At 71.6% G+C, this 20,898-nt stretch carries 17 protein-coding genes; 3 read left to right on the plus strand and 14 right to left on the minus strand.

Annotated features, from left to right (window positions below; genetic code table 11):
- Positions 1 to 30: 30 nt before the first annotated feature.
- The 7 genes from KBX46_RS04010 to KBX46_RS04040 all read right to left on the minus strand — a co-directional run bounded on the left by KBX46_RS04010 (position 31) and on the right by KBX46_RS04040 (position 7,208).
- Positions 31 to 777, minus strand: coding sequence for an SDR family NAD(P)-dependent oxidoreductase (locus KBX46_RS04010; protein WP_210790976.1), 747 nt, complete (start codon positions 775 to 777; stop codon positions 31 to 33).
- Between the two features lie 120 nt (positions 778 to 897).
- Complete coding sequence (locus tag KBX46_RS04015) at positions 898 to 2,001, minus strand: branched-chain amino acid ABC transporter permease (RefSeq protein ID WP_099848772.1); 1,104 nt, start codon at positions 1,999 to 2,001, stop codon at positions 898 to 900.
- Entirely contained in the window at positions 1,998 to 2,888 is an 891-nt protein-coding gene (locus KBX46_RS04020; protein WP_088950297.1) for a branched-chain amino acid ABC transporter permease, read from the minus strand. The genes KBX46_RS04015 and KBX46_RS04020 overlap by 4 nt, the downstream gene beginning before the upstream one ends.
- Positions 2,888 to 3,613 (minus strand): ABC transporter ATP-binding protein, encoded by a 726-nt coding sequence (locus KBX46_RS04025; protein WP_172862113.1) that lies wholly within the window; start codon positions 3,611 to 3,613, stop codon positions 2,888 to 2,890. Before KBX46_RS04025 ends, KBX46_RS04020 begins: the two co-directional genes overlap by 1 nt.
- A gap of 11 nt (positions 3,614 to 3,624) precedes the next feature.
- A complete protein-coding gene (locus KBX46_RS04030; RefSeq protein ID WP_088950298.1) occupies positions 3,625 to 4,368 on the minus strand; it encodes an ABC transporter ATP-binding protein in 744 nt (247 codons plus the stop codon).
- A gap of 3 nt (positions 4,369 to 4,371) precedes the next feature.
- Positions 4,372 to 5,571: a substrate-binding domain-containing protein gene (locus KBX46_RS04035; RefSeq protein ID WP_210790978.1), complete on the minus strand. Its 1,200-nt coding sequence runs from the start codon at positions 5,569 to 5,571 to the stop codon at positions 4,372 to 4,374.
- A gap of 524 nt (positions 5,572 to 6,095) precedes the next feature.
- Positions 6,096 to 7,208 carry a glycerophosphodiester phosphodiesterase gene (locus KBX46_RS04040; RefSeq protein ID WP_210790981.1) on the minus strand — a complete coding sequence of 371 codons (1,113 nt, stop codon included), beginning with the start codon at positions 7,206 to 7,208 and terminating at the stop codon, positions 6,096 to 6,098.
- 141 nt (positions 7,209 to 7,349) lie between these two features.
- Here KBX46_RS04040 and KBX46_RS04045 point away from each other — a divergent pair, with 141 nt between their 5' ends.
- On the plus strand, positions 7,350 to 8,684 hold the full coding sequence (locus tag KBX46_RS04045) for a TrkH family potassium uptake protein (protein ID WP_088950301.1): 1,335 nt from the start codon (positions 7,350 to 7,352) through the stop codon (positions 8,682 to 8,684).
- A gap of 17 nt (positions 8,685 to 8,701) precedes the next feature.
- A complete protein-coding gene (locus KBX46_RS04050; protein WP_308159361.1) occupies positions 8,702 to 9,373 on the plus strand; it encodes a TrkA family potassium uptake protein in 672 nt (223 codons plus the stop codon).
- A gap of 41 nt (positions 9,374 to 9,414) precedes the next feature.
- Here KBX46_RS04050 and KBX46_RS04055 read toward each other — a convergent pair whose 3' ends face one another.
- From KBX46_RS04055 to KBX46_RS04085, 7 genes are all read right to left on the minus strand, one after another.
- Positions 9,415 to 11,064, minus strand: a complete 1,650-nt coding sequence (locus KBX46_RS04055; RefSeq protein ID WP_210790989.1) for a serine/threonine-protein kinase — start codon at positions 11,062 to 11,064, stop codon at positions 9,415 to 9,417.
- 71 nt (positions 11,065 to 11,135) lie between these two features.
- A complete protein-coding gene (locus KBX46_RS04060; protein ID WP_210790991.1) occupies positions 11,136 to 12,698 on the minus strand; it encodes a fused MFS/spermidine synthase in 1,563 nt (520 codons plus the stop codon).
- A gap of 36 nt (positions 12,699 to 12,734) precedes the next feature.
- Positions 12,735 to 13,739: a hypothetical protein gene (locus tag KBX46_RS04065; protein ID WP_088950304.1), complete on the minus strand. Its 1,005-nt coding sequence runs from the start codon at positions 13,737 to 13,739 to the stop codon at positions 12,735 to 12,737.
- Positions 13,740 to 13,987: 248 nt separating this feature from the next.
- The gene (locus KBX46_RS04070; protein WP_210790993.1) at positions 13,988 to 14,797 is read right to left on the minus strand and encodes an inositol monophosphatase; all 810 of its coding nucleotides are present in this window, start codon (positions 14,795 to 14,797) and stop codon (positions 13,988 to 13,990) included.
- Positions 14,790 to 15,242, minus strand: coding sequence for a response regulator (locus tag KBX46_RS04075; protein ID WP_088950306.1), 453 nt, complete (start codon positions 15,240 to 15,242; stop codon positions 14,790 to 14,792). Before KBX46_RS04075 ends, KBX46_RS04070 begins: the two co-directional genes overlap by 8 nt.
- Complete coding sequence (locus tag KBX46_RS04080; protein ID WP_308159363.1) at positions 15,239 to 16,972, minus strand: ATP-binding protein; 1,734 nt, start codon at positions 16,970 to 16,972, stop codon at positions 15,239 to 15,241. Before KBX46_RS04080 ends, KBX46_RS04075 begins: the two co-directional genes overlap by 4 nt.
- Positions 16,969 to 18,168, minus strand: coding sequence for a PP2C family protein-serine/threonine phosphatase (locus KBX46_RS04085; protein ID WP_088950308.1), 1,200 nt, complete (start codon positions 18,166 to 18,168; stop codon positions 16,969 to 16,971). Before KBX46_RS04085 ends, KBX46_RS04080 begins: the two co-directional genes overlap by 4 nt.
- Positions 18,169 to 18,458: 290 nt before the next feature.
- Between KBX46_RS04085 and KBX46_RS04090 the strand changes: the two genes are divergently transcribed.
- A complete protein-coding gene (locus KBX46_RS04090) occupies positions 18,459 to 20,879 on the plus strand; it encodes a M28 family peptidase (protein WP_374224937.1) in 2,421 nt (806 codons plus the stop codon).
- The last annotated feature ends 19 nt before the right edge of the window (positions 20,880 to 20,898 follow it).

A 20,898-nucleotide genomic window follows, 5' to 3' on the forward strand; every position in this document is an offset into this window, starting at 1 on the left:
CCGCCCTTCAGTCGTTCATGGGGGCGTGCATCAGCGGCCGAGGACCGAGCCCCCGTTGACGCCGAGGACCTGACCGGTGACGTAACCGGCGGCCGGGCTGGCGAGATAGCGGACGGCCTCGGCGATGTCGTCCGGCAGGCCGGCCCGCCCGACCAGGGTCGCCGCTACCCGCTTCGCGTGCCCCTCGGCGGTCATCCGGTCGCCGAAGAACTCGGTCTCTGCGACATAGCCGGGGCTCACCACGTTGACCGTGATCTGGTCCGGGCCGAGCTGAGCCGCCAGGTCGTACGCCCAGCCGTGCAGGGCCGCCTTCGCCGCCGAGTACGCCCCGCCGCCGCCGCGCTGGGCGGCGATCGAGCTGACCAGGATCACCCGCCCGCCGGGGCGACGCAGTGCCGGCCGCAACGCCTCGGTCAGCAGTACGGCGGTGAGCACGTTGGCGTCCAGGTTGGCCCGCCAGTGTGCGGCTGTCCCGGCCAGGGTGCCGGTGTCCCCGCCCAGGTAGCCGCCTGCGTTGTTGACCACCACGTCGACCGGCCGAGCGTCGACCGCCGCGAGCACCCGGTCGAGCTGCTCCGGGTCGGTCAGGTCGGCGGTGACCGCGTTGACGGCGTCGGCCCGACCACACTCGGCGGAGATCCGCTCGGCGGCGGCCGACAGCACATCCGACCGCCGGCCGACGATCAGAACGTCGTACCCGTCCCGAACGAGCGCCTCCGCAACGGCGGCCCCGATCCCGGTCCCACCCCCACTGACAACAGCAACCCGAGAGTCCATCTCCCCAGCCTCCCCCTCCGCAACAACACCCCGTCGATCATGAAGTTATCGCCATCCGCCACGGCGTGTCGTGGCTATAACTTCATGATCGACGGGGGCAGAAGGGGGGGTTGGGGTTGGTCAGCGTGGGGGGCGGAGGGTGCGGGTTAGGTGGGACAGGCGGGGGGCCAGGCTCGTCAGGCCTCCTGGGAAGAAGTAGACGGCCAGGATGAAGACAGTGCCCAGGACGAACAGCGGCTGGCTCAGCGGGTGGCTGAGGACGGCCGGCAGGTTGTCCACCGCGTCGCTCGTGCCGAACGCGGTGAGCCGGTGGTCCAGGTACATGTAGAGGACACCGCCGAGCACCGGCCCCCACCGGGTGCCCGGTCCACCGAGCACCACCATGACCAGCAGCGACAGGGTCAGCTCGGAGGACGTGATGTGCGGCGACGCGCCGCCGACGATGAGGACGTAGACCACCCCGCCCGCCGACGCCAGCCCGCCGGCGAGGGTGAACGCCACCAGCTTGTAGCGGTACGGGTCCAGCCCGAGCACACCGATCCGCCGCTCGTCGTCACGCAGCCCGGCGAGCACCCGACCGGTCGGGGAACCGCTCACCCGGTGCACCACGAAGACCACCAGCGTCAGGTACGCGAGCGCCAGCCAGTACAGGTTGACGGTGTTCGTCACCCCCACCAGCCCGGCGGGCAGCCCGGACACGTCCAGCGGCAGACCTTCCTCGCCGCCGGTGAGCCCACCGAAGTCCCGGGCCACCAGGATCGCGCCGACCTGGGCGAAGGCCAACGTGACCATGGCGAACGCGATGCCCACGGTGCGCAGCGCCACCGCGCCGAGCAGCGCGGCGAGGATCGTCCCGCCGGTGATGGTCAGCAACGCCGCCTGCCACAGCGGCAGACCAGCCCGGGTGATGAGGATGTCGGTGCCGTACACACCGGCCGCGAAGTACAGCGCGTGCCCGAAGGAGAGCATGCCGGTCCGGCCGAAGAGCAGGTCGTACCCGGCCGCCAGACCGCCGAAGATCAGGCAGATCGCGAGCAGTTGCAGGGTGCCGGGCGAGTTGACCGGTCCCTCGAAGATCCCCGGCAGGGAGATCGTCGAGTACGGCAGGATCGCCAGCACGACCAGCGCGACCAGCGGCAGGAACGGGCGGACCCGGTGCCACCGCCCCCGCTGCGGGGTCAACTCGTCGGGCACCTGCGCGGGAGGCGCGTCGATCACCGTCATGCCGTTGCCACCTTTCCGGCGATGCCCTGCGGGCGCAGCAGCAGCACCACGGCCAGCAGCCCGACCACGCAGATGTCGCCCAGCCCGGACGTGCCGTAGTAGTTGACGAACTGCTGCACCAGACCGACCACGACCGCCGCGTACGCGGAGCCGACCACCGAGCCCATCCCGCCGATCACCACCACGATGAACGCGAAGATCAGCAGCGAGCTGCCCTGACCGGGCGAGACGGTGCCGAAGTAGACCCCGCCGAGCGCACCGGCGAGCGCGGCGGCCGCCCCACCGATCGCGAAGACCAGCGTGAACGCCTTGCGGACGTCGATGCCGAGGGCGGTCACCATCTCCCGGTTCTCCACCCCGGCCCGGATCACCAGGCCGTACCTTGTCCAGCGCAGGAACGCCAGGATCGCACCGAGCACCAGCACCGCCGCGATGATCAGCAGCAGGCCGCCGTTGGGCACCTGCGCGCCGAGGATCCCGGTCACCTGCCGAGTCCAGTCGGGACGCGGGAACGGGCGTGCGTCCGCACCCCAGGTGGCCTGCAACAACGCCACCCCGGCCAGGGACAGGCCGACGGTCACCAGCACCTGCTCGATGGTGCGGGAGTAGAGCGGGCGGATCAGCACCAGCTCGACCAGGATCGCGACCAGCGTGCCGGCGGCCACCCCGAAGGCGACAGCGAGCACGAAGCCGAACCCGTCGGAGCCCGCGCCCGGCAGGTTGCCCGCCGCCCACCAGGTGCCGTACGCGCCCACTCCGAGGAACAGCCCGTGCGCGAAGTTGAGCACGTCGGCCAGACCGAAGACCAGGGACAGGCCCGACGCGACCAGGAAGTACAGCGCCGCCAGGCCCAGCCCGGTCAACGCCAACAGAATCACGGTCCCCATCAGTGGGACACCTCCGCCGAGCCCACACCCAGCAACGACTTCGTCAGCGCCGTCTCCAACAACAGTTCACGGGCGTCGCCGGTCCAGGCCACCTTGCCGGCGGCCAGCACCACCGCATCGCGGGCCAGTCGGCGTACGACGGCCAGGTTCTGCTCGACGAGCAGCACCGGCACCGACTCCGCGACCCGTTCCAACACCTCGGCCACCTCGGTCACCACCTTCGGCGCCAACCCCTTGGTCGGCTCGTCGACCAGCAGCAGCCGGTTGTCGTTGAGCAGCACCCGCCCGATCGCGAGCATCTGCTGCTGCCCGCCGGACAGCGAACCCGCCCGTTGCCGTCCGCGCCGGTCCAGCTCCGGGAAGAGCGCGAAAACCTTGTCGTACGCCGGGCTGGTGCCGCGCCGCTCGGCGAGCCGCAGGTTCTCGGCGACGGTGAGGCCGGCGAACACGCAGCGGTCCTCGGGCACGTAGCCGAGCCCACCGCGGACCAGCCGGTGCGTGCGCTGGGCCAGCAGGTTCTGCGCACCCATCCGGATGGTGCCGCGGACCTCCCCGGCGGGCGGGGTGAGGCCGACGATCGCGCGCAACGTGGTGGTCTTGCCGACGCCGTTGCGACCGAGCAGGACGGTCACGCCGGTCGGGGCCACCGCGAAGGACACCCCCTGCAGGATGTGCAGCCCGGAGATCCGGACCGACAGGTCCTCCACAGTGAGAACTGGTTCCATCAGACCCGCGCTCACAGCGACTCCCCCAGGTAGGCCTCTTGCACCGTGGGGTTCGCCATCACCGTCTCCGGCGTGTCGCAGGCAAGCAGCGCGCCGTGGTGCATGACGGCGATCCGGTCGGCCAGCTCCAGGATGACGTCCATGTGGTGCTCGACCATCAGCACCGCCCGGCCGCTGTCGCCGGTCAGCGACTTGATGACGGCCACCAGTTCGGGGATGTCCTCGGCGCTGACGCCGGCCATCGGTTCGTCCAGCAGCATCACCCGCGGTTCACCGGCGAGCAGCAGGGCGATCTCCAACTTGCGCTTCTCGCCGTGGGCCAGGGTGCCGGCGAGTGCCGTACCCCGGTGGGCGAGACCGACCCGGTCGAGCGCCGCGTCGGCGGCGGCGGCGACCTCCCGGTCGGCCGCCGCCCGCCGCCACAGTGCCATCGAGCCCCCGCGGTGCGCCTGCACGGCGAGCCGGACGTTCTCCCGCACGCTGAGCGAGCCGAAGACCGAGGACGCCTGGAAGGTACGGCCCAGTCCGAGGCGGGCCCGCCGGTGCGGCGGGAGCGCCCCGATGTCCTGACCGTCCAGAACTATCCGGCCCTCCGTGGCCCGGCGCAGGCCAGTGATCAGGTTGAACAGTGAGGTCTTGCCGGCGCCGTTCGGCCCGATCACGCCCAGGAACTCCCCGGGCGCGAGGTCGAGGTAGACGCTGTCGACGATGGCGACCTCACCGATCCGCCAGGTCAGACCGCGGGTGGCGAGCATGGGTCAGCCCTTCATCGCCACGGCCGGTGGCGCGGACTCGTCACCGGTGAGGCTCTTCTGCGCGGTGGCCGTGAACTCGGTGCCGCTGCCGGTCAGCTTGGCCTGGAACATCGGCTGGAGCAGCGCGTGGTCGGCGGCCCGGATGGTCATCTTGCCCTTGACCCCGTCGAAGCTCCAGCCCTCCAGGGCGGTGACCATCTTGTCGACGTCGTCCCCGCCCTCCTGCGCCGCGCGGACCACCATCTGGGCGGCGGCGAAGCCGTCCGGGTGGAACAGGTCGATGGTGGTGACCTTCGCCTTCAGGGCCTTGCTGGCCTCGGTGTCGCTCGCACCGTCGAAGTAGTGCGACAGGAAGGAGATCTTGGCGCCGGCGGTGCCAAAGGTCTGCCACGAGGCGCGGATGTCCAGGCCCGTGACGACAGTGGTGGACGAGAGCACGCCCTGCTGGTCGAGGGTCTGCCACATCGCCGGGGCGGTGGTGCCCGCCCAGGCCACGAACAGCAGGTCCGGCTTCGCCGCCTTGATCTGGCTGGCGAACGGGGTGAACTCGGTGGCGCTGGCCGGCGCCCGGACACTGCTCACGGTGGCGCCCGCGCTGCCGATGACGGCCTTCACGGCTGCCTCGTTGGCGTCACCGAACGCGCCGTCCTGGGCGAAGACCACGATCTTCTTGCCGGCCGGGTCGCCGATGAACGACTTGGCGGTCACCACGTCCTGGTAGGACTGCCGGCCGGAGCGGAACGTGTACTTGTTCGCGCCGGTCACCGCGTCGGTGGCGGCCGGGCCGGAGACGAACAGCACCTTGTTCTGCGCGGCGATCGGCGCGACCTGGAGCGCCACGCCCGAGGCGGTGGAACCGGCAATGATCTTCGCGCCCTTGCCGATCAGGTCCTTCGCGGCGGAGACCGCCTTGGCCGGGTCGCCCGCGTCGTCGACCTCGGTCAACTCGATCTTCCGGTCACCGACCTTGCCGGTGCCCTTGGTGGCGAAGTCCAGCCCCGCCTTGAAACCCTCGATGTACTGCTTTCCATAGCTGGCCAGGGCACCCGACTGGGAGTACACCAGGCCGACCTTGACCGGCGCGGCGTTGTCGCCGCCGCCGGTGGCGGTGTCCTGCGGGCTACCACAGGCCGTGGCGGCCAGCGCCGCGGCCATCATCGTGGCGGCGGAGAGGAACACCCGCCGCGTCGTCCGGACCGTCATTGCGACTCCACATGAGGACTCGGAGGGAGAGAACTTCTTCGTGACGGCTCACGCTAGAAGTGACGTCACCCACGAGCTATGTGGCGGAAACACACAAGTAACAGGAATGAGGTGGCCGGGGGTTACAACGGGCCGCACGGTCACCGGAGAGTCGGCGCTCCCGGTGGCCTGAACCTCCACGGACCATCCGAGGTCTGTGTCGCCTCGCCCCATCTGCCCCGATCGGTCAACCACAGGGACCGTCATGGGTCGCCGCGCGCGGGCAGCGCCGACGACCGTCGAGCGGGCGAAGATCGCGCCAACTTCCCTGTTGTTGCTGTCTCAATCCGCCGCAAGGCAGCAACATCGGTGAAGTTGCTGCCGCGTCCGGACCCCGGACGTGTCGCTGGCCCGCCGTCCGGGTGGCGGACGGCGGGCCAGCGGGTGGGCCGGGCGTGATCGGCCCGGCGGTCGGCTCGGAGCGGATCAGCTCCGGGCCGAGGTCGGCTCGGCGAGGGCAGGTTCCCCGCCGAGCCGCAGAGAGGTCAGTTCCCGGCTAGGGCGGCGACGGCGGTGTCCGGGTGGTCGCTGAAGACGCCGTCCAGGCCCAGGCCGAGGAAGAGTTCGTACTCGGCGGTGATGTCGCCGCGCGCGTTGGGGTCGGTGCCGATCCGGAAGTCCACCGGGAGGAACTGGTTCTCCGCGCGGAACGTCCAGGAGTGCACGAGCAGCCGCTCACGGTGCGCGTCGCGCACCACGTTGGTGGGGGCGAGCAGGGCGCCGGTGGCGTCCCGGGGCACGAGCAGGTTCTTGTTCGCCCCGATGCCGTCGGCGTACCCGGCGATCCACTTCAGCCCGGCGGGCGTGACGAGGTCCTGGTAGCCGCGGGTGTCACCGGCGACGGTGAAGTCGTACGGGCGGCCGGCGGCGTCGAGCAGTTGGACCAGCTTCACGTCGGTGATCCGGCTCAGCCGTCGCAGGTTGGCCGTCTCGAACGACTGGATGAAGACGGGCGAGTTCCTGCGGTCCAGCTTGTTCTGCCGCAGCACCCGCAGCAGCGGCTCCTCCAACGGCAGGCCGATCGACGTGAAGTAGGTCGGGTGCTTGGTCTCCGGGTAGATGCCGATGGTGCGGCCCCGTGTCCGCCCTTCGGTCCGGGCCAGGTCGATGACCTCCTGGAGGGTGGGCACCTCGAAGCGGCCGTCGAACGCGGTGTTCGCCACGCGGACCTGCGGCAGTCGTTCCTTGGCCCGCAGCGTCTTCAGCTCGGCCAGTGTGAAGTCCTCGGTGAACCAGCCGGTCACGGCGACACCGTCGATGGTCCTGGTCGCCTTGCGGGCCGCGAACTCCGGGTGCGTCGACACGTCGGTGGTGCCGGAGATCTCGTTCTCGTGCCGGGCGACCAGGACGCCGTCGGAGGTGGACACCAGGTCGGGCTCGATGTAGTCGGCGCCCATCCGGATCGCCAGCCGGTACGCCTCCAGGGTGTGTTCCGGTCGGTAGCCGCTGGCGCCTCGGTGACCGATCACGATCGGCCGGTCGTTCGCCCGGGTGCGGTCCGCGCCGGTCGAGGGCTCGGCGGCGGCGATGGTGGGCACGGCCATGGCGGCGGCGAGCAGCACGCCGGCCAGGCCGAGGGTCGAAAGGGTACGTCGCAACGCCGTCTCCTGTCGTGGGGGTGAGCCGCTTCAGGAGACCGCCCCGGATTGGCCGGCAGTTGGTCGAGGGTTGGCCGGGAGGTGAATCTCCGGAATGAGCGTTCCCGCTCCGGGCGACGGGCGGGAAAGGAAGATTGTCTGGTGCGCCGGTTTTTCCGCAACCCCGTGCGGCTGGTGCCGCTGGGGTTCCTGGTGCCGATCCTGCTGGGCACCGGCCTGCTGATGACCCGCTGGTCGACCATCGAGCATCAGCGTCCACCCCTGGTCACCGCGTTGTTCACCGCCACGTCGGCGGTGTCGGTGACGGGGATGGCGATCAACGACACCCCCAACTACTGGTCCGGCGCCGGCCTTGTGGTGATCACCGTGCTCACCCAGCTCGGTGGTCTCGGCATCCTCACGGCGGCGGCGCTGGTCATCCTGGTGGTCTCACGCCAGCTCGGCCTGCGCAACCGGCTGCTGGTGCAGGCCGAGACGGCGGAGTTCGGCATCGGTGACGTGGGCCGGCTGCTGCGCCGGATCGCGATCACCGTCTTCGCCTGCGAGGCCGTGATGACGGCTGTTGTCGCCGGCCGCCTCTGGTGGGCGTACGACTATCCGCCCGGACGGGCCCTGTGGTCGGGCGTGTTCCACGCCGTCCAGGCGTTCAACAACGGTGGTTTCGCGCTCTACACCGAGGGTCTGCTGGCCTTCGACCGTGATCCGTGGGTGTCGTTGCCGCTGGCGTTCGGGGCCATCGTCGGCGGGCTGGGGTTTCCGGCCCTGTTCGAGGCCGCCCGGGAATGGCGCAAGCCGGCTGGCTGGGCGGTGGCCACCAAGTTGACCATCTGGGGCAGCGTGGTCCTGCTGCTGCTCGGCTTCGTCGGCCTGCTCGCCGCCGAGTGGACCAACGCCAGCACCATCGGCTCGTACGACGTCGGGGGCAAGGTGCTCGCGTCGTTCACCCAGATCGCGTTGAGCCGCACCGGTGGCTTCAACGTGCTGAACATCGCCGACCTCCAGGAGGAGAGCTACCCGCTGCTGATCGTGCTGATGTTCATCGGCGGTGGCAGCGCCAGCACGGCCGGCGGCATCAAGGTGTCCACGTTCTTCCTGCTCGCGTTCACCATCTGGGCCGAGTTGCGCGGCGAGCCCGACGTGACGGTCGGGCACCGCCGGGTGGCCACCGCGAGTCAGCGGCAGGCCGTGACGGTGGCCCTGCTCAGCGTCGCGCTGGTGACGGCCGGGACCATGCTCCTGCTGCTGCTCACCGAGGGCGTGCGGTTCGTCGCTGCCTTGTTCGAGGTCACCTCGGCGTTCAGCACCACCGGGCTCACCGTCGGTCTGGCCAGCGAGCTGCCGGCCAGCGGCCAGTTGGTGCTGACCGTGCTGATGTTCATCGGCCGGGTCGGGCCGCTCACCCTCGGGTCGGCGATCGCCCTGAACACGCGGCGCAGGCTCTACCGCTACCCCCAGGAACAACCCATTGTCGGCTAGGCGCGAGGAGGGTCGAGGTGTCGGCGAGACGATCGGACGGCGGCGGCGGCATCGTGGTGATCGGGTTGGGTCGCTTCGGCTGCCATCTGGCCGCGTCGCTCAACCGGATGGACCGCGAGGTGCTGGCCGTCGACCGCAACCCGGATCAGGTGCAGCGCTTCTCGGCGCAGCTCGACCGGGTGGTCCAGGCCGACGCGACGGAGGACGGTGCGCTGCGGCAGCTCGGAGTCACCAGCTTCGGCCGGGCGGTGGTGGCCATCGGGGCGTCGGTGGAGGCGAGCGTCCTCACCGTGCTGGCGTTGGTCGAGCTGGGTGTGCCGCAGATCTGGGCGCGTGCCACCTCGCAGAAACACGCCAAGATCCTGTCGTCGGTCGGCGCGCACCACGTGATCTTCCCGGAGGCGGAGACCGGCGAGCGGGTGGCGCACCTGATCGTCAGCCGGCTGCTCGACTTCATCGAGTTCGACGACGACTTCGCCATCGCCACCGTCCGGGTGCCGGAGTCGCTCGTCGGGCGCACCCTGCTCGACCTGCGCCCGGAGGAGCGTTCCGGGGTCCGGGTGATCGGCGCGAAGGCACCTGGTGAGCGTTTCCGGTACGCCTCGGACGACACAGCGCTGGCGCAGGGTGGGCTGCTGGTCGTGGAGGGTGGGATCGACCAGGTGCAACGGTTCGCAGGGCGACGCTGACCGTCACTTCTTACCGCCAGGCCCCTTCCCCTTGCCCTTTGTCACTTTCCCGCTTTTCCCGGGCCACCACCCGGCCCTTTGCCCTTGCCGGGCTTCTCAGGCTTGGCCTTGGGGCCACCCGAACCCGGGCCGCCGCCAGCTGTCGCCGCCTTCGGCGGGGCCTTGGGTGGTGTCTTCGTCGTGGTGGCGGCTGTGCGCGCCGGGGCGGTGGACGGCGTGCTGCCGGCCACCCCGGAGACGCGTACGCCGCAGGCCACGTCGCCGAGCCGGAACTCGACAGGCAGCTGGTTCGCCCCGCTGTACGTGCCGCTGAGGGTGAGCTTCTCGGCCGCGCCGGGCGCCAGCGTGGTGCGCTCGGCCACCGGCCGGACCAGCACCGTGTTCCCCTGCTGCTGCACCGGCGCGGGCTCCGCCTTCGTGACGGTCTGCTGACCGGGGAAGGTGAAACTCATCGCCCAGTCCCGCAGCTCGCTCTCACCGGTGTTGGTCAACGTCAGCTCGGCGGCGAAGTCGGTGCCGGAGTCCGTGCGCAGCGCGTACGCCACCTCGCACGGCACCTTCTCCGGCAGGCCCATCCGGGCCTCGGTGGTCGGCCGGCCCTCGCCGCTGGCCGGGGTACGCGAGGTGAACCCCCACATCACGCCGGTGACCGCGATCAGCCCGACAGCGGCCACCCCGGCCTCCACCCGCCGACGACGGCTCACCCGCTGGCGGACCCTCTGGTCCCGTTGGCGGGTACGGGAGATCGGCAACGCGTCGGTCTCCGCCGACCAGGGCAGGATCGTGGTGCCCGCGCTGGCGAGCGCGGCCGGGTCCAGCGGCCCTCCGGCCGGGGAGACCGGCACCGCCGCCAGCATCCCGGCCGCGTCGGCGAGGGTCCTGGCCACCTCGGCGGTCGCCGGCCGGTCCGCGGGTTGCTTGGCAAGGCAGCGCCGCACCAGGTCGGTCACCTCGTCGGGCAGCCCCGGCACCTCCGGCATCGGATCCGGGTCGGTGTACATGTGCGCCCGCAACATCTGGGTCGTGGTGTTGGCCTGCCACGGCAGCCGGCCGGTGAGCATCCGGTAGAGCAGCAGCCCGACGGCGTACACGTCGGTGGCCGGGGAGACCTGACCGTTGTCCAGCCGTTCCGGGGCGAGGTACGCGGGGGTGCCCAGCAGCGTGCCGTCCGGCCCCTTCTCGCTCTCCCCGACCAGCGCGGAGATGCCGAAGTCGACGACCTTGACCCCGGTCGAGGTGAGCATCACGTTGCCCGGTGTCACGTCACGGTGCACCACACCGCGGGCGTGCGCGGTGGCCAGCGCCGAGCTGACCTCCGCGCCAATGGTCATGGCCTCCCGCCAGGGAAGCTGGCTCTCCCGGCCCAGCCGGCTGGCCAGGGAGGTGCCGTCGATCAGTTCCATCACGACGTACGGCACGGTCAGCCCGACCTGCTCGGACTCGCCATAGTCGTACACGTTGGTGATGTTGGGGTGGCAGAGCCGCGCGGCGGCCTGCGCCTCGATCCGGATCCGGTGGCGGAAGGCCCGGTCGCTGGCCAACCGGGAGGCCAGCACCTTCACCGCGACCTGGCGACCGAGCACCTCGTCGTACCCACGCCAGACCACCGACATGCCACCCGCGCCGAGCTGCTCGATCAGCCGGTACCGCTGATCGAGCAGTTGCGCGCCCTTTCGGTCCCCACCACCCATGGTGTGCGTTGTTGCCCACAAGGAACCGACCTACACCCGGAGGATCGGAATCGGTCAGGATTGTCACTCGTTCAGGCGGTCGCCAGCAGTTGGTCCACCGGGGCGTAGTCGTCGGTCAACACCATCGCCCCACCGACGAAATCCGTCAGCTCCGCGCCGGACAGCAGGCTGACCTTGGGGTCCACCTCGCTCAGTCGGGTGCGGACGGCGTCCAGCGGCAGCGGCGCGTCGGAGCCGACGATGAGGAAGTTGGAACCCTGCTCCTCGGCGAGCGCCTCCGGCGGCGCGATCAACGCGACGTGCCGGAACTCGGCCGCCACGGTGGCCAGCTCGGCACGGATGAACCGCAGCGGCGGGTAGTCGATGACGTTCTGCACGTACACGCCGCCGGGGCGGGTGACCCGCCGGACCTCGGCGGCCATCTCCCGGGTGGCCAGGTGCCAGGGCACCACCAGGTGACCGAACGCGTCACCGACCACCAGGTCGCGGCTGTCCGTCGGCTCGCCGACGACCAGCATGCGGGCGTCGCCCACCACCGTCCGCAGCTGCGGCCCCGGGCGTACGCCCAGCTCCCGCTCGCCCAGCTCGACCAGCCCGCCGTCGATCTCGAACACGACGTTCTCGGTGCCCGGCCGGGTCGCGGTCAGGTAGGTCGGCACGGTGAACCCGCCGCCGCCCAGGTGCAGCGCGTCCAGCCGCTGACCGGCCGGCGCGGCGACGTCGGCGACCGCGCCGATCCACTTCGTGTACGCGTACTCCAGGTGTTTCGGGTCGGCGAGGTCCACGTACGAGTGGTGGGCCGAGTTGAGCAGCAGCGTCCGTCCGGTGGGCCGGTCCGGGTCGGCGGCGACCCGGGCGCAGTGGTACGCCGTCTCGATGTCGCACGGGTTGGGCGCCACGGTGGTCAGCCCTGCCCCGACCAGGCCGAGCACGGCCAGCGCGGCCCGGGTCCGGGCCGGACCGGGCAGCTCGGTGGGCTCCTGCCGGCGCAGGTACCAGCCGAGGCCGAGGCCGACCAGCCCGAGCGCGACCGCGAGGGTCAGCAGGATGACGGTGCTGCGCAGCGCTGCGACCAGCACGAAGCCGGTGAGCAGGGTGGCGGTGATGCCGCCCAGCGTGCCGATCCCGGAGAGTCGACCGACCACCTGGCCGGTGCGGCGCAGGTCGGCGAGCTGGAGCTTCACGACCAGCGGGGTGACGGCCGCCAGCAACGCGGCCGGCACGAACACGGCCAGAGCCACCAGCAGCAGGATCGCGCTGGCCGCGCCGCCCCGCAGCACCTCACCGGCGTACCGGACGACGGGCAGGGTGATGGCGGTGGCGATGCCGGCCAGCACCAGCGCCGGTGCCAGCAGGCCACGCGGGTTGCGCCGGTCGGCCAGCCAACCACCGGACCAGGCCCCGTACGCGATAGCGGCCAACGCGATGCCGATCACCGAGCTGGTCACCTGGAGGGTCACCCCGACGTAGGGGCCGACCAGGCGCAACGCGACGGTTTCCAGCACCAGTACGGCGCCGCTGGAGAAGAAGACCAGGAAGGCGGCCAGGCCGTTGGGCAGCGCCCGGCCGGTGACCGCAACGGGCGGGGCCGAGGACGCCGGCGGGGCCGCTACGTCGGACGGTGGGGTGCTCATCGTCGCGATGGTACGCAGCGAAGCTGGTGCTCCGGGTCAGTACATCGAGAGATGAACATGGTTCGTGTGGGATGCGGCGGGGCTGCCGCTGCCGCTGTACGAACGCCACCCCGTGCCGGGGTGCCAGATCTGCCTGTACCAGATCACGTAGAGCACGCCGAGACGGTCGGCGTTTCGCACGTGCCAGGCGGCGAGGCTGTCGCCGTACGCCTTGTCGCCACCGGTCGCGTTGCGATCCTCGAAGCCGTTCGTGGCGGCCGCGAAGTCGCAGGCACGCCCCTTCGGGTGCTCGCCGCCGCCGCCCTCACGCTTACAGGAGACGTGCCGCTTGTAGCCGGCCGCCTGGGTCTGCTTGAGCGCGTTCAGGGTGCGCGGGGTGATGCAGCCGGAGGTGGTCGGGTCCTTCACCGAGCACGACTCCGACGGCCAGGACCCGTCCGAGTTGCGGGGGGCCGGCTTAGCCGAGGTGGAACTGCCGCCGCTGAACCCGTTGCTGCTGCCCGAGCTGACCTCGGCGAGCGCCGCCTCGGCCTCCTTCTTCTTCTTCGCCATCACGGCGAGCTGCTTCTGCTGCTCACGGACCTCGGCGTCGATGGCGATCTTGGCCTGCTGCGCCTGCTCCCGAGTCTCGACGAGGTCACGCAGCCGCTTGCTGTCGCGCTGGGCCATCATGTCGAGGTCGCTGACGCGTTCCAGGAACGCCTGCGGCGTGCTGGTGTTGAGCAGCATGGTCGCCGGGGTGAGCCGGCCGACCCGGTACGACTGGGCGGCGACCTCGCCGACCTGGGCGCTCAACCCGACCAGTCGACCCTCGACCGCCGCCAACTCGCCGGTCAGCGCCGTCTGGCGACGCTTGGAGTTGTCCAGTTTGGCCTTCGCCTCGATGTGCCCCTTGGCGGTCAGCTCCAACGCGTCCTGCAGCTTCTTGCTGCCCCCCTCGCCGGGTTCCGCGTACGCGGGCACGGCGGCGCCGCCAAGCACGAGTGCGACGGCGGCGAGCAGAGCGAACAGAGTGCGGCGACCGAGCCGCGGGCGGAGCATGGTCCTGGGCACGAAAGCGTCCTTCCGTCGACCGCCGGCCCCCGGTGAACCACTGCGCGGCGGCGTCCCCGCCGGCGCCGGTCGGCGGCCTGCTGGCGGAGACCGCCGGTCACGATACCGGACTGTGGGCTGCTGACCATCCCCCTGACCTCCGGGCCGCCCAGATGTCGACAGAGCGTCCCAGCGCCATCGCACAGAGCGTCCAAGAGCCTCGCGCAGAGCGTCCGGGAGCCCGCGCAGCGCCCGGATCAGGGGCTGAGCAGGGCGTCGCGTACCTCGTCCCAGATCTGCTCGTTGGCCGCGACGAGCAGCCCGCGGCCGTCGTCGGAGGGGTGGTAGTCGGCGCCGTCGAACCTGCGGGCGACGCCACCGGCCGCGCGGACCAGCAGGGTGCCCGGGGCGTGGTCCCACGGCAGGGTGCGCCAGAAGAGGACGAACTGCTGCTCACCGGTGAGGATGTCCAGGTATTCGCGGCCGGCACAGTGCTGGCCGGGCAGCAGCTCACCGAGGTGTCGACCGCCGGCGCGGACCCGGTCCCGGATCTCCGGCGGCAGGAACTTGGTCATCGCCGCGCCACGCAGCTCGCCGAGCGGAGGCAGCGAGGCGGTGGTGTCGACCGGTCGGCCGTTGAGCAGGGTGCCGTCGTCCGCCGAGCCCACGGCGAGGGTGTCGGCGAGCGGGTCGAGGATCCAGCCGGCGTTCGGCCGCCCGTCGGTCAGCAGCGACACCATCAGGGCGAACGGCCGGCGACCAGCGGCGAAGTTGGCGGTGCCGTCGACCGGGTCGACCAACCAGACGTCCCCGCCGTCGCCCAGGTGGCGCAGCAGCGCCGGGTCGTCGGCGACGCCCTCCTCGCCGACCACCATCGAGCCCGGACGCAGTCGGCGCAACCCCGCCGACAGCAGCTCCTCGGCCCGCTGGTCGGCGACGGTGACCACCTCACCGTGCGCCTTCTCCGAAACGTCCGCGTCGTCGAGCTTGCGGAACAGCGGCAGCACGACCTGGTCGGCGGCCTCCCGGAGCAGGTCGCCAACGTCGTCGAGCAGGGTGTCAGCCACGCGGCGGCAACTTGACCACGCTGACGAAGAACTCGTCGATCTGGCGGACCACCGAGATGAAGCGCTCGAAGTCCACCGGCTTGGTCACGTAGGCGTTGGCGTGCAGCTGGTAGCTGCGCAGGATGTCCTCGTCGGCTTGCGAGGTGGTGAGCACCACGACCGGGATCCGGCGCAGTTCCTCGTCCTTCTTGATCTCTTCCAGCACCTCCCGGCCGTCGCGGCGGGGCAGGTTGAGGTCGAGCAGGATCAGGTCGGGGGCCACCGCGTCGGCGTACTGGCCCTCCCGCCGCAGGTAGGCGAGCGCCTCGGCGCCGTCGGAGACGACGGTCAGCCGGTTACGCAGCTTGTGCTCCTCGAACGCCTCCTGGGTCATCAACACGTCACCCGGGTCGTCCTCCACGAGCAGGACCTCGATCGGGCTCTTGCCATCCGCCGGCGCGGTCATCCCACCGTCTCCCTCATGTCACCCGTTCTACCGCTTTCCGGCGCCCCGTCGGCCCGGTCCGGCTGGTCCGACCCTCCGGACTGCTCCGCCGAGTCTGCCGGATCCTCGTTCGAGGCCGTCGTGTCGCCCGCCGCCAGGGCCGGCGGCGCCTCGGCCGAGTCGACAGCGGCAGCCGCCTGCACGTCCGCCGGGAGCGCCGGCAGGGTGAAGCGGATCGCGGTGCCCTCCGGTACGTCGGTGTCCACCCACACCCGGCCACCGTGGTATTCGACGATCTTCTTGACGATGGCCAGCCCGATCCCGGTGCCCGGGTACGCGTCCTTCGAGTGCAGCCGCTGGAAGATCACGAAGATCTTGTCGGCGAACTCCGGCTCGATCCCGATGCCGTTGTCCTGACAGGTGATCTCCCACTCGGCGCCCACCAACCGGGCCGAGATGTGCACCTTGGGCGCGACGTCCGCGCGCCGGAACTTGATCGAGTTGCTGACCAGGTTGGCCAGCAGGTTGGTGAGCAGCGGTTCCTCACCCGAGATCACCGGCAGGTCAGTCCAGGTCAGCTCGGCGTCGGCGTACTGCCGCGCGGCCTCGGTCTGGCCGGCCACGTCGCCCATCACCTTGTTGAGGTCGACCTCGACGAAACCGGTGGTGAGCCGGCCGATCCGGGAGAACGCGAGCAGGTCGTTGATCAGGCGCTGCATGCGTTGCGCGCCGTCCACCGCGAAGGCGATGTACTGGTCGGCCCGCTCGTCGAGCTGCCCGGCATAGCGGCGCTGGAGCAACTGGCAGAAGCTGGCCACCTTGCGCAGCGGCTCCTGGAGGTCGTGCGAGGCCACGTACGCGAACTGCTCCAGGTCACGGTTGGACCGGGTCAGCTCCTCGGCCTGCTTCTGGAGCTGGCTGTTGACCCACTCGATGCGCTCGCGGGCAGCCCGCACCTCGGCCAGGTCGGCGGCGATCTTCTGACGCATCGCGTCCACGTCCTCGCCGAGCTGGATGAACTCCGGCGGGCCGACGGTGGCGATGCGGTGCTGGTAGTCGCCCTCGGCGACCTCGCGGACCTGGATGGCCAGGGCGGTCAGTGGCCGGACCACCATCCGGTCCAGCGAGAGCAGCAGGACCGCACCGGCCACGACCACCACCAGGGCGGCGACGATCAGCAGGACGACCAGCACGTTGCTGCTGGTGCGTACGTTCCTGGCGGTCTGTTCCCGGGCGGCCAGGACCTCCTCCTGGAGGTCGTTGACCGCAGTGCGCACGTCGTCGAACTGCTGCCGGGCCTGCTCGGTGACCAGTGCCTGGCCCGCGCTGGTGCCGCTGCGCTCGGTGGTGGTGATCACCGGCTCGGCGACCGACTGCCGCCACTGCGCGATGCGGTCCTCGACGGTCCGCAGCTCCTGGCTGATCTGCGGATAGTTGTCGAGCAGCCCTCGCATCGAGGCGGTGACGCTCTTCTCCTGGTCGAGCCCTTCCCGATAGGGGATCAGGTCGTCCTGGTCACCGCTGACCGCGTAGCCGCGGATCGCCGTCTCCTGGTCGAGCAACGCGTTGAGCAGCTCCTGGGACTGCACCCGCAACGGGCCGGTCTCGTTCAGGACGGCGTCGATCTGGGTGCGGTTGCGGGCGGCCATCGCCGCCTCCGCGCCGGCCAGGGCGATCAACAGGAAGCCCACGACGGTGAGCAGGCTGATGACCCGGCGGCGCAGACTCCAGCCGCCGACCACCGGCTTCACCGGCCACCACCCCGGCTGACCAGCAGCATGGCCACGTCGTCGGCGAGCGCGCCACCGTTGAGCCGCTCGGCCCGGCCGACCAGCCAGGCCGGCAGCTCGGGCAGCGACACCGACCGGTTGGCCGGCTCGTCGAGCAGCCCGGTCAGCCCCGGCACGTCGAGGCGTTCGTTGCCCGCTCCCACCCGCCCCTCGATGAGGCCGTCGGTGTACATCAGCAGGGACCAGTCATCGGTGTCGAACTCCAGGTCGTAGGCGATCGGCCGGCGGGGTCGTACGCCCAGCAGTCGGCCGCCGGGCGCGGGCACCGGGGCGACCCGGCCGCCGGAGAGCAGCAGCGGCGGCGGGTGCCCGGCGAGTCGGACGGTAGCCCGGTTGGCGTCCAGGTCCAGTCGGGTGGTGGCCACCGTCGCGAAGATCTCCTGGAGGCGGCGCTCACTCATCAGCACCTGCTCCAGCGCGGGCAGCACCTCGTCGTCCGGCACTCCGGCGAGCACCAGGGCACGCCAGGCCACCCGCAACTCGACGCCGAGAGCGGCCTCGTCCACCCCGTGCCCGCAGACGTCACCGACGATCAGGTCGATGCGGTCCGGGCGGGTCTGCACCACGTCGAAGAAGTCCCCGCCGATCAACGCGGCGTGCCGGCCGGGCCGGTAGAAGGTGTGCACCGCCACCTGGTCGGTCGTCATCAGCGGCTGGGGCAGCAGGCCGCGTTCGAGTCGCGCCGACTCGGCCTGACGCAACTCGACCTCGCGCAGCCGTCGGGCGTTCTCGTCGGCGCGCTTACGCTCAACGGCGTAGCGCAGCGCCCGGGTCAGCAGCACACCGTCGACCTGACCCTTTACCAGGTAGTCCTGTGCGCCCTCGGCGACCGCCACGACGCCCAGGTGCTCATCCGAGCGGCCGGTCAGCACGCAGACCGCGGCGCCGCTGGACATCTCCAGCACCTGGCGCAGCCCGTCCAACCCCTGCGCGTCGGGTAGGCCCAGGTCGAGCAGGACGCAGTCGACGTCGACGATCCGCTGTCGCGCCTCCCGGAGGCTGGTGGCGACCGTCAGATCGATCATCGAGTTCGTCTCGGCGAGCAGCTCGCCGACCAGGAAGGCGTCGCCCTCGTCGTCCTCCACCAGCAGCACCCGCAACCGCTCGCCAGGTGGCAGGTTGGCATGCCGTGCCAGACCGCCGTGCGGGTACGGCACTACTGGGGAACCGGTCAGACCGGCTCCCCGGGTCGGCCGGGTCACCGCCGCGAGGCGCGGGAGTTCGCTGGTGATGTCGGGCTCCTTCCGAGTGCCCTGCTGATCCTGTATTAGACAACGGTCGCACACAACACGATGGCTCCGGCGCGGGCGGGGGCGGTGCGGATCACTGCCCGTCGGATGACAAACCGGGCGGGCGGTCGATGGGGGCCCTACCGGCCGTCCCATCGGTGACCGCTGACGGGCAGGATGGTGCCACCCCAGGCCCCACCACCCCCCGAGGAGTTCCCGTGGGCGCACCCACCACCCCGGCCACGACGGGCACGCCGGCCCGTCCGGCTCCAGGCGTACCCCCTGCCGACCGGGCCCTGACGCGACCTCGCCGGCGGCTCCTGGCCGCCGCTGCGGCTCTGGTCGCGCTGGCCGCCGTCGGCGCCGGCAGCCTGCTCGACCTGCGCACCCCGACGCCGAAGCCGGCGGACGCGCCGGCGGGTGAGTTCAGCGCCAGCCGGGCGTACGAGGACGTCCAGGTGATCGCCGCCCGGACGCACGTCGCCGGCAGCCCGGCCAACGACCAGGTCCGCGCGCACCTTGAGCAGCAGTTGCGCGGCCTGGGCCTGGAAACCGAGGTGCAGGACACTGTGGCACCGGAGGCCGGCCAGCTCAGCGGGGCGGCGGGCGGGGCGACAGTGGCCCGCGTACGCAACGTGGTGGCCCGGCTGCCCGGCACCGACTCGACCGGTCGGGTCTTCCTGGCCGCCCACTACGACTCGGTGCAGACCGGGCCGGGTGGCAACGACGACGCCGCCGGCACGTCGGCCATCCTGGAGGTGGCCCGCGCGCTGACCACCGGCCCTCGGCCGCGCAACGACATCGTCTTCGTGCTCACCGACGCCGAGGAGGCGTGTCTGTGCGGCGCTGCGGCGTTCGCCAGCAGTCACCCGCTGGCCGCCGACGGCGGGGTGGTGCTCAACCTGGAGGCGCGGGGCTCCACCGGGCCGGTGATCATGTTCGAGACGTCCCGCAACAACGCGAAACTGGTGGACATCTTCGGCCGCGCCGCACCGCACCCGGTCGGCACCTCGTTCGCGGTGGAGATCTACCGGGCGCTGCCCAACGACACCGACTTCACCGCTTTCCTGGACCAGAAGTTCATCGGGCTGAACTCGGCGTACATCGACGGTGGCGCGATCTACCACACACCGTTGGACACGCCGGAGGCCATGGACCGGGGCAGCCTCCAGCAGCACGGGGACAACGCTCTGGGCCTGGCCCGGGAGTTCGGCGCGACCGACCTGACCGAGCTGCGCTCCGGGCACGACGCGACCTACTTCCCGGTTCCCGGCGGCCTCGTCCGCTACCCGGGCACGCTCACCCTGCCGCTGGCCCTGCTCGCGGTGGCGGCGGTCGCCGCGCTGGGCTGGCTGACCCGTCGGCAGGGCCGGGCCAGCGGCGGCCGGCTCGCCGCCGGCTTCGGGCTGGCCCTGGTGCCGATCGTGGTCGCGCCGGTCGCCGCCCAACTGCTCTGGCTGGCGATCACCGCGATCCGACCGGGGTACGCGGAGCTGCTCGACCCGTACCGGCCGATCTGGTATCGCCTGGCCGTCGTGGCGCTCGCCGCCGCCATCCTGTTCGCCTGGTACGCGTTGACCCGCCGCCGGATCGGCCCGGCCGCACTCGCGGTCGGCGGGCTGGCCTGGCTGGCGCTGCTCGGAGTACTGCTCGCCGTGGCGGTGCCCGGCGGGGCGTACCTCACCACAGTGCCGGCGCTGGCCGGCGCCCTCGGTGGGCTGGTCGCGCTGCGTACCCGGCAGACCGGGCCGTGGCCGGTGGTGGCCGTGACCGCCGCCGCGGCCGTCGGTGTGGTCATCCTGCTGCCCACCGTGGTGCTGCTCTTCCCCGCGCTGGGGATGGGCATGGGCGGCGTTGCCGCGCTGGTCGCGGTGCTGCTCGGCCTGACCGCCCTGCCGGTGGTCGACCTGCTGCACCCGCAGGCCGGCGGCCAGCGCGGCCTGCTGGCACTGCGGGCCCGACGGCTCGGCGCGCTCCCGGCCGCCGCCACGGCCGTGGCGGCGGTGGTGCTCGCCGGGGTCGGGCTGGGCGTCGACCGGTTCGACGCCGACCATCCCGCGCCCACCCACCTGATGTACGCGATGGACGCCGGCACCGGCCAGGCCCGCTGGCTCAGCCACGAGAGTGACCCGCAGTCGTGGACGGACGGCTACGTGGACGGGACGGCCGACGTCGGGGACGACTTCCCCGGGCTCGGCGACGGTGAGCTGCGGGCCGGGCCGGCGCAGCCGGCGAACCTGCCGGCCCCGAAGCTGGACGTGGTGGCCGACGCCACGGCTGGTGGAGAACGCACGCTGCGTCTGCGGCTCACCCCGCAGCGGGCCGCCCGGCTCGCCACCCTGCACGTCGACACGTCGACCGCCACAGTGCTGCGGGCCGAGGTCGCCGGGCGGCCGGTGCCGGTGGAGCCCCGGGAGGGCAAGTGGGGCTTCGGGCTGGTGTTCCACGCCCCGCCCACCGAGGGCATCGAGGTCACGTTGACAGTGCGGCCCATCGCCGGGCAGGTGGCGTTGCGGGCCATGGACGCCAGTGACGGGTTGGACGCGCTGCCCGGCTTCCGCGCCCGGCCGCCGGCCGTCGGCGTCGTCGGGTCGCACAGCTCCGAGATGCTGGCGGTCGCCCGCACCTATCCGATCTGACCCGAAGCGGCCCGGCGGA

The organism is Micromonospora sp. C81, assembly GCF_018070425.1.
GTDB lineage: Bacteria > Actinomycetota > Actinomycetes > Mycobacteriales > Micromonosporaceae > Micromonospora > Micromonospora zamorensis.

Coding starts and splice junctions, on each gene's coding strand:
- KBX46_RS04010 (WP_210790976.1), bottom strand. CDS start 777: ATGGACTCTCGGGTTGCTGTTGTCAGTGGGGGTGGGACCGGGATCGGG.
- KBX46_RS04015 (WP_099848772.1), bottom strand. CDS start 2,001: ATGACGGTGATCGACGCGCCTCCCGCGCAGGTGCCCGACGAGTTGACC.
- KBX46_RS04020 (WP_088950297.1), bottom strand. CDS start 2,888: ATGGGGACCGTGATTCTGTTGGCGTTGACCGGGCTGGGCCTGGCGGCG.
- KBX46_RS04025 (WP_172862113.1), bottom strand. CDS start 3,613: ATGGAACCAGTTCTCACTGTGGAGGACCTGTCGGTCCGGATCTCCGGG.
- KBX46_RS04030 (WP_088950298.1), bottom strand. CDS start 4,368: ATGCTCGCCACCCGCGGTCTGACCTGGCGGATCGGTGAGGTCGCCATC.
- KBX46_RS04035 (WP_210790978.1), bottom strand. CDS start 5,571: ATGACGGTCCGGACGACGCGGCGGGTGTTCCTCTCCGCCGCCACGATG.
- KBX46_RS04055 (WP_210790989.1), bottom strand. CDS start 11,064: ATGGGTGGTGGGGACCGAAAGGGCGCGCAACTGCTCGATCAGCGGTAC.
- KBX46_RS04060 (WP_210790991.1), bottom strand. CDS start 12,698: ATGAGCACCCCACCGTCCGACGTAGCGGCCCCGCCGGCGTCCTCGGCC.
- KBX46_RS04065 (WP_088950304.1), bottom strand. CDS start 13,739: ATGCTCCGCCCGCGGCTCGGTCGCCGCACTCTGTTCGCTCTGCTCGCC.
- KBX46_RS04075 (WP_088950306.1), bottom strand. CDS start 15,242: ATGACCGCGCCGGCGGATGGCAAGAGCCCGATCGAGGTCCTGCTCGTG.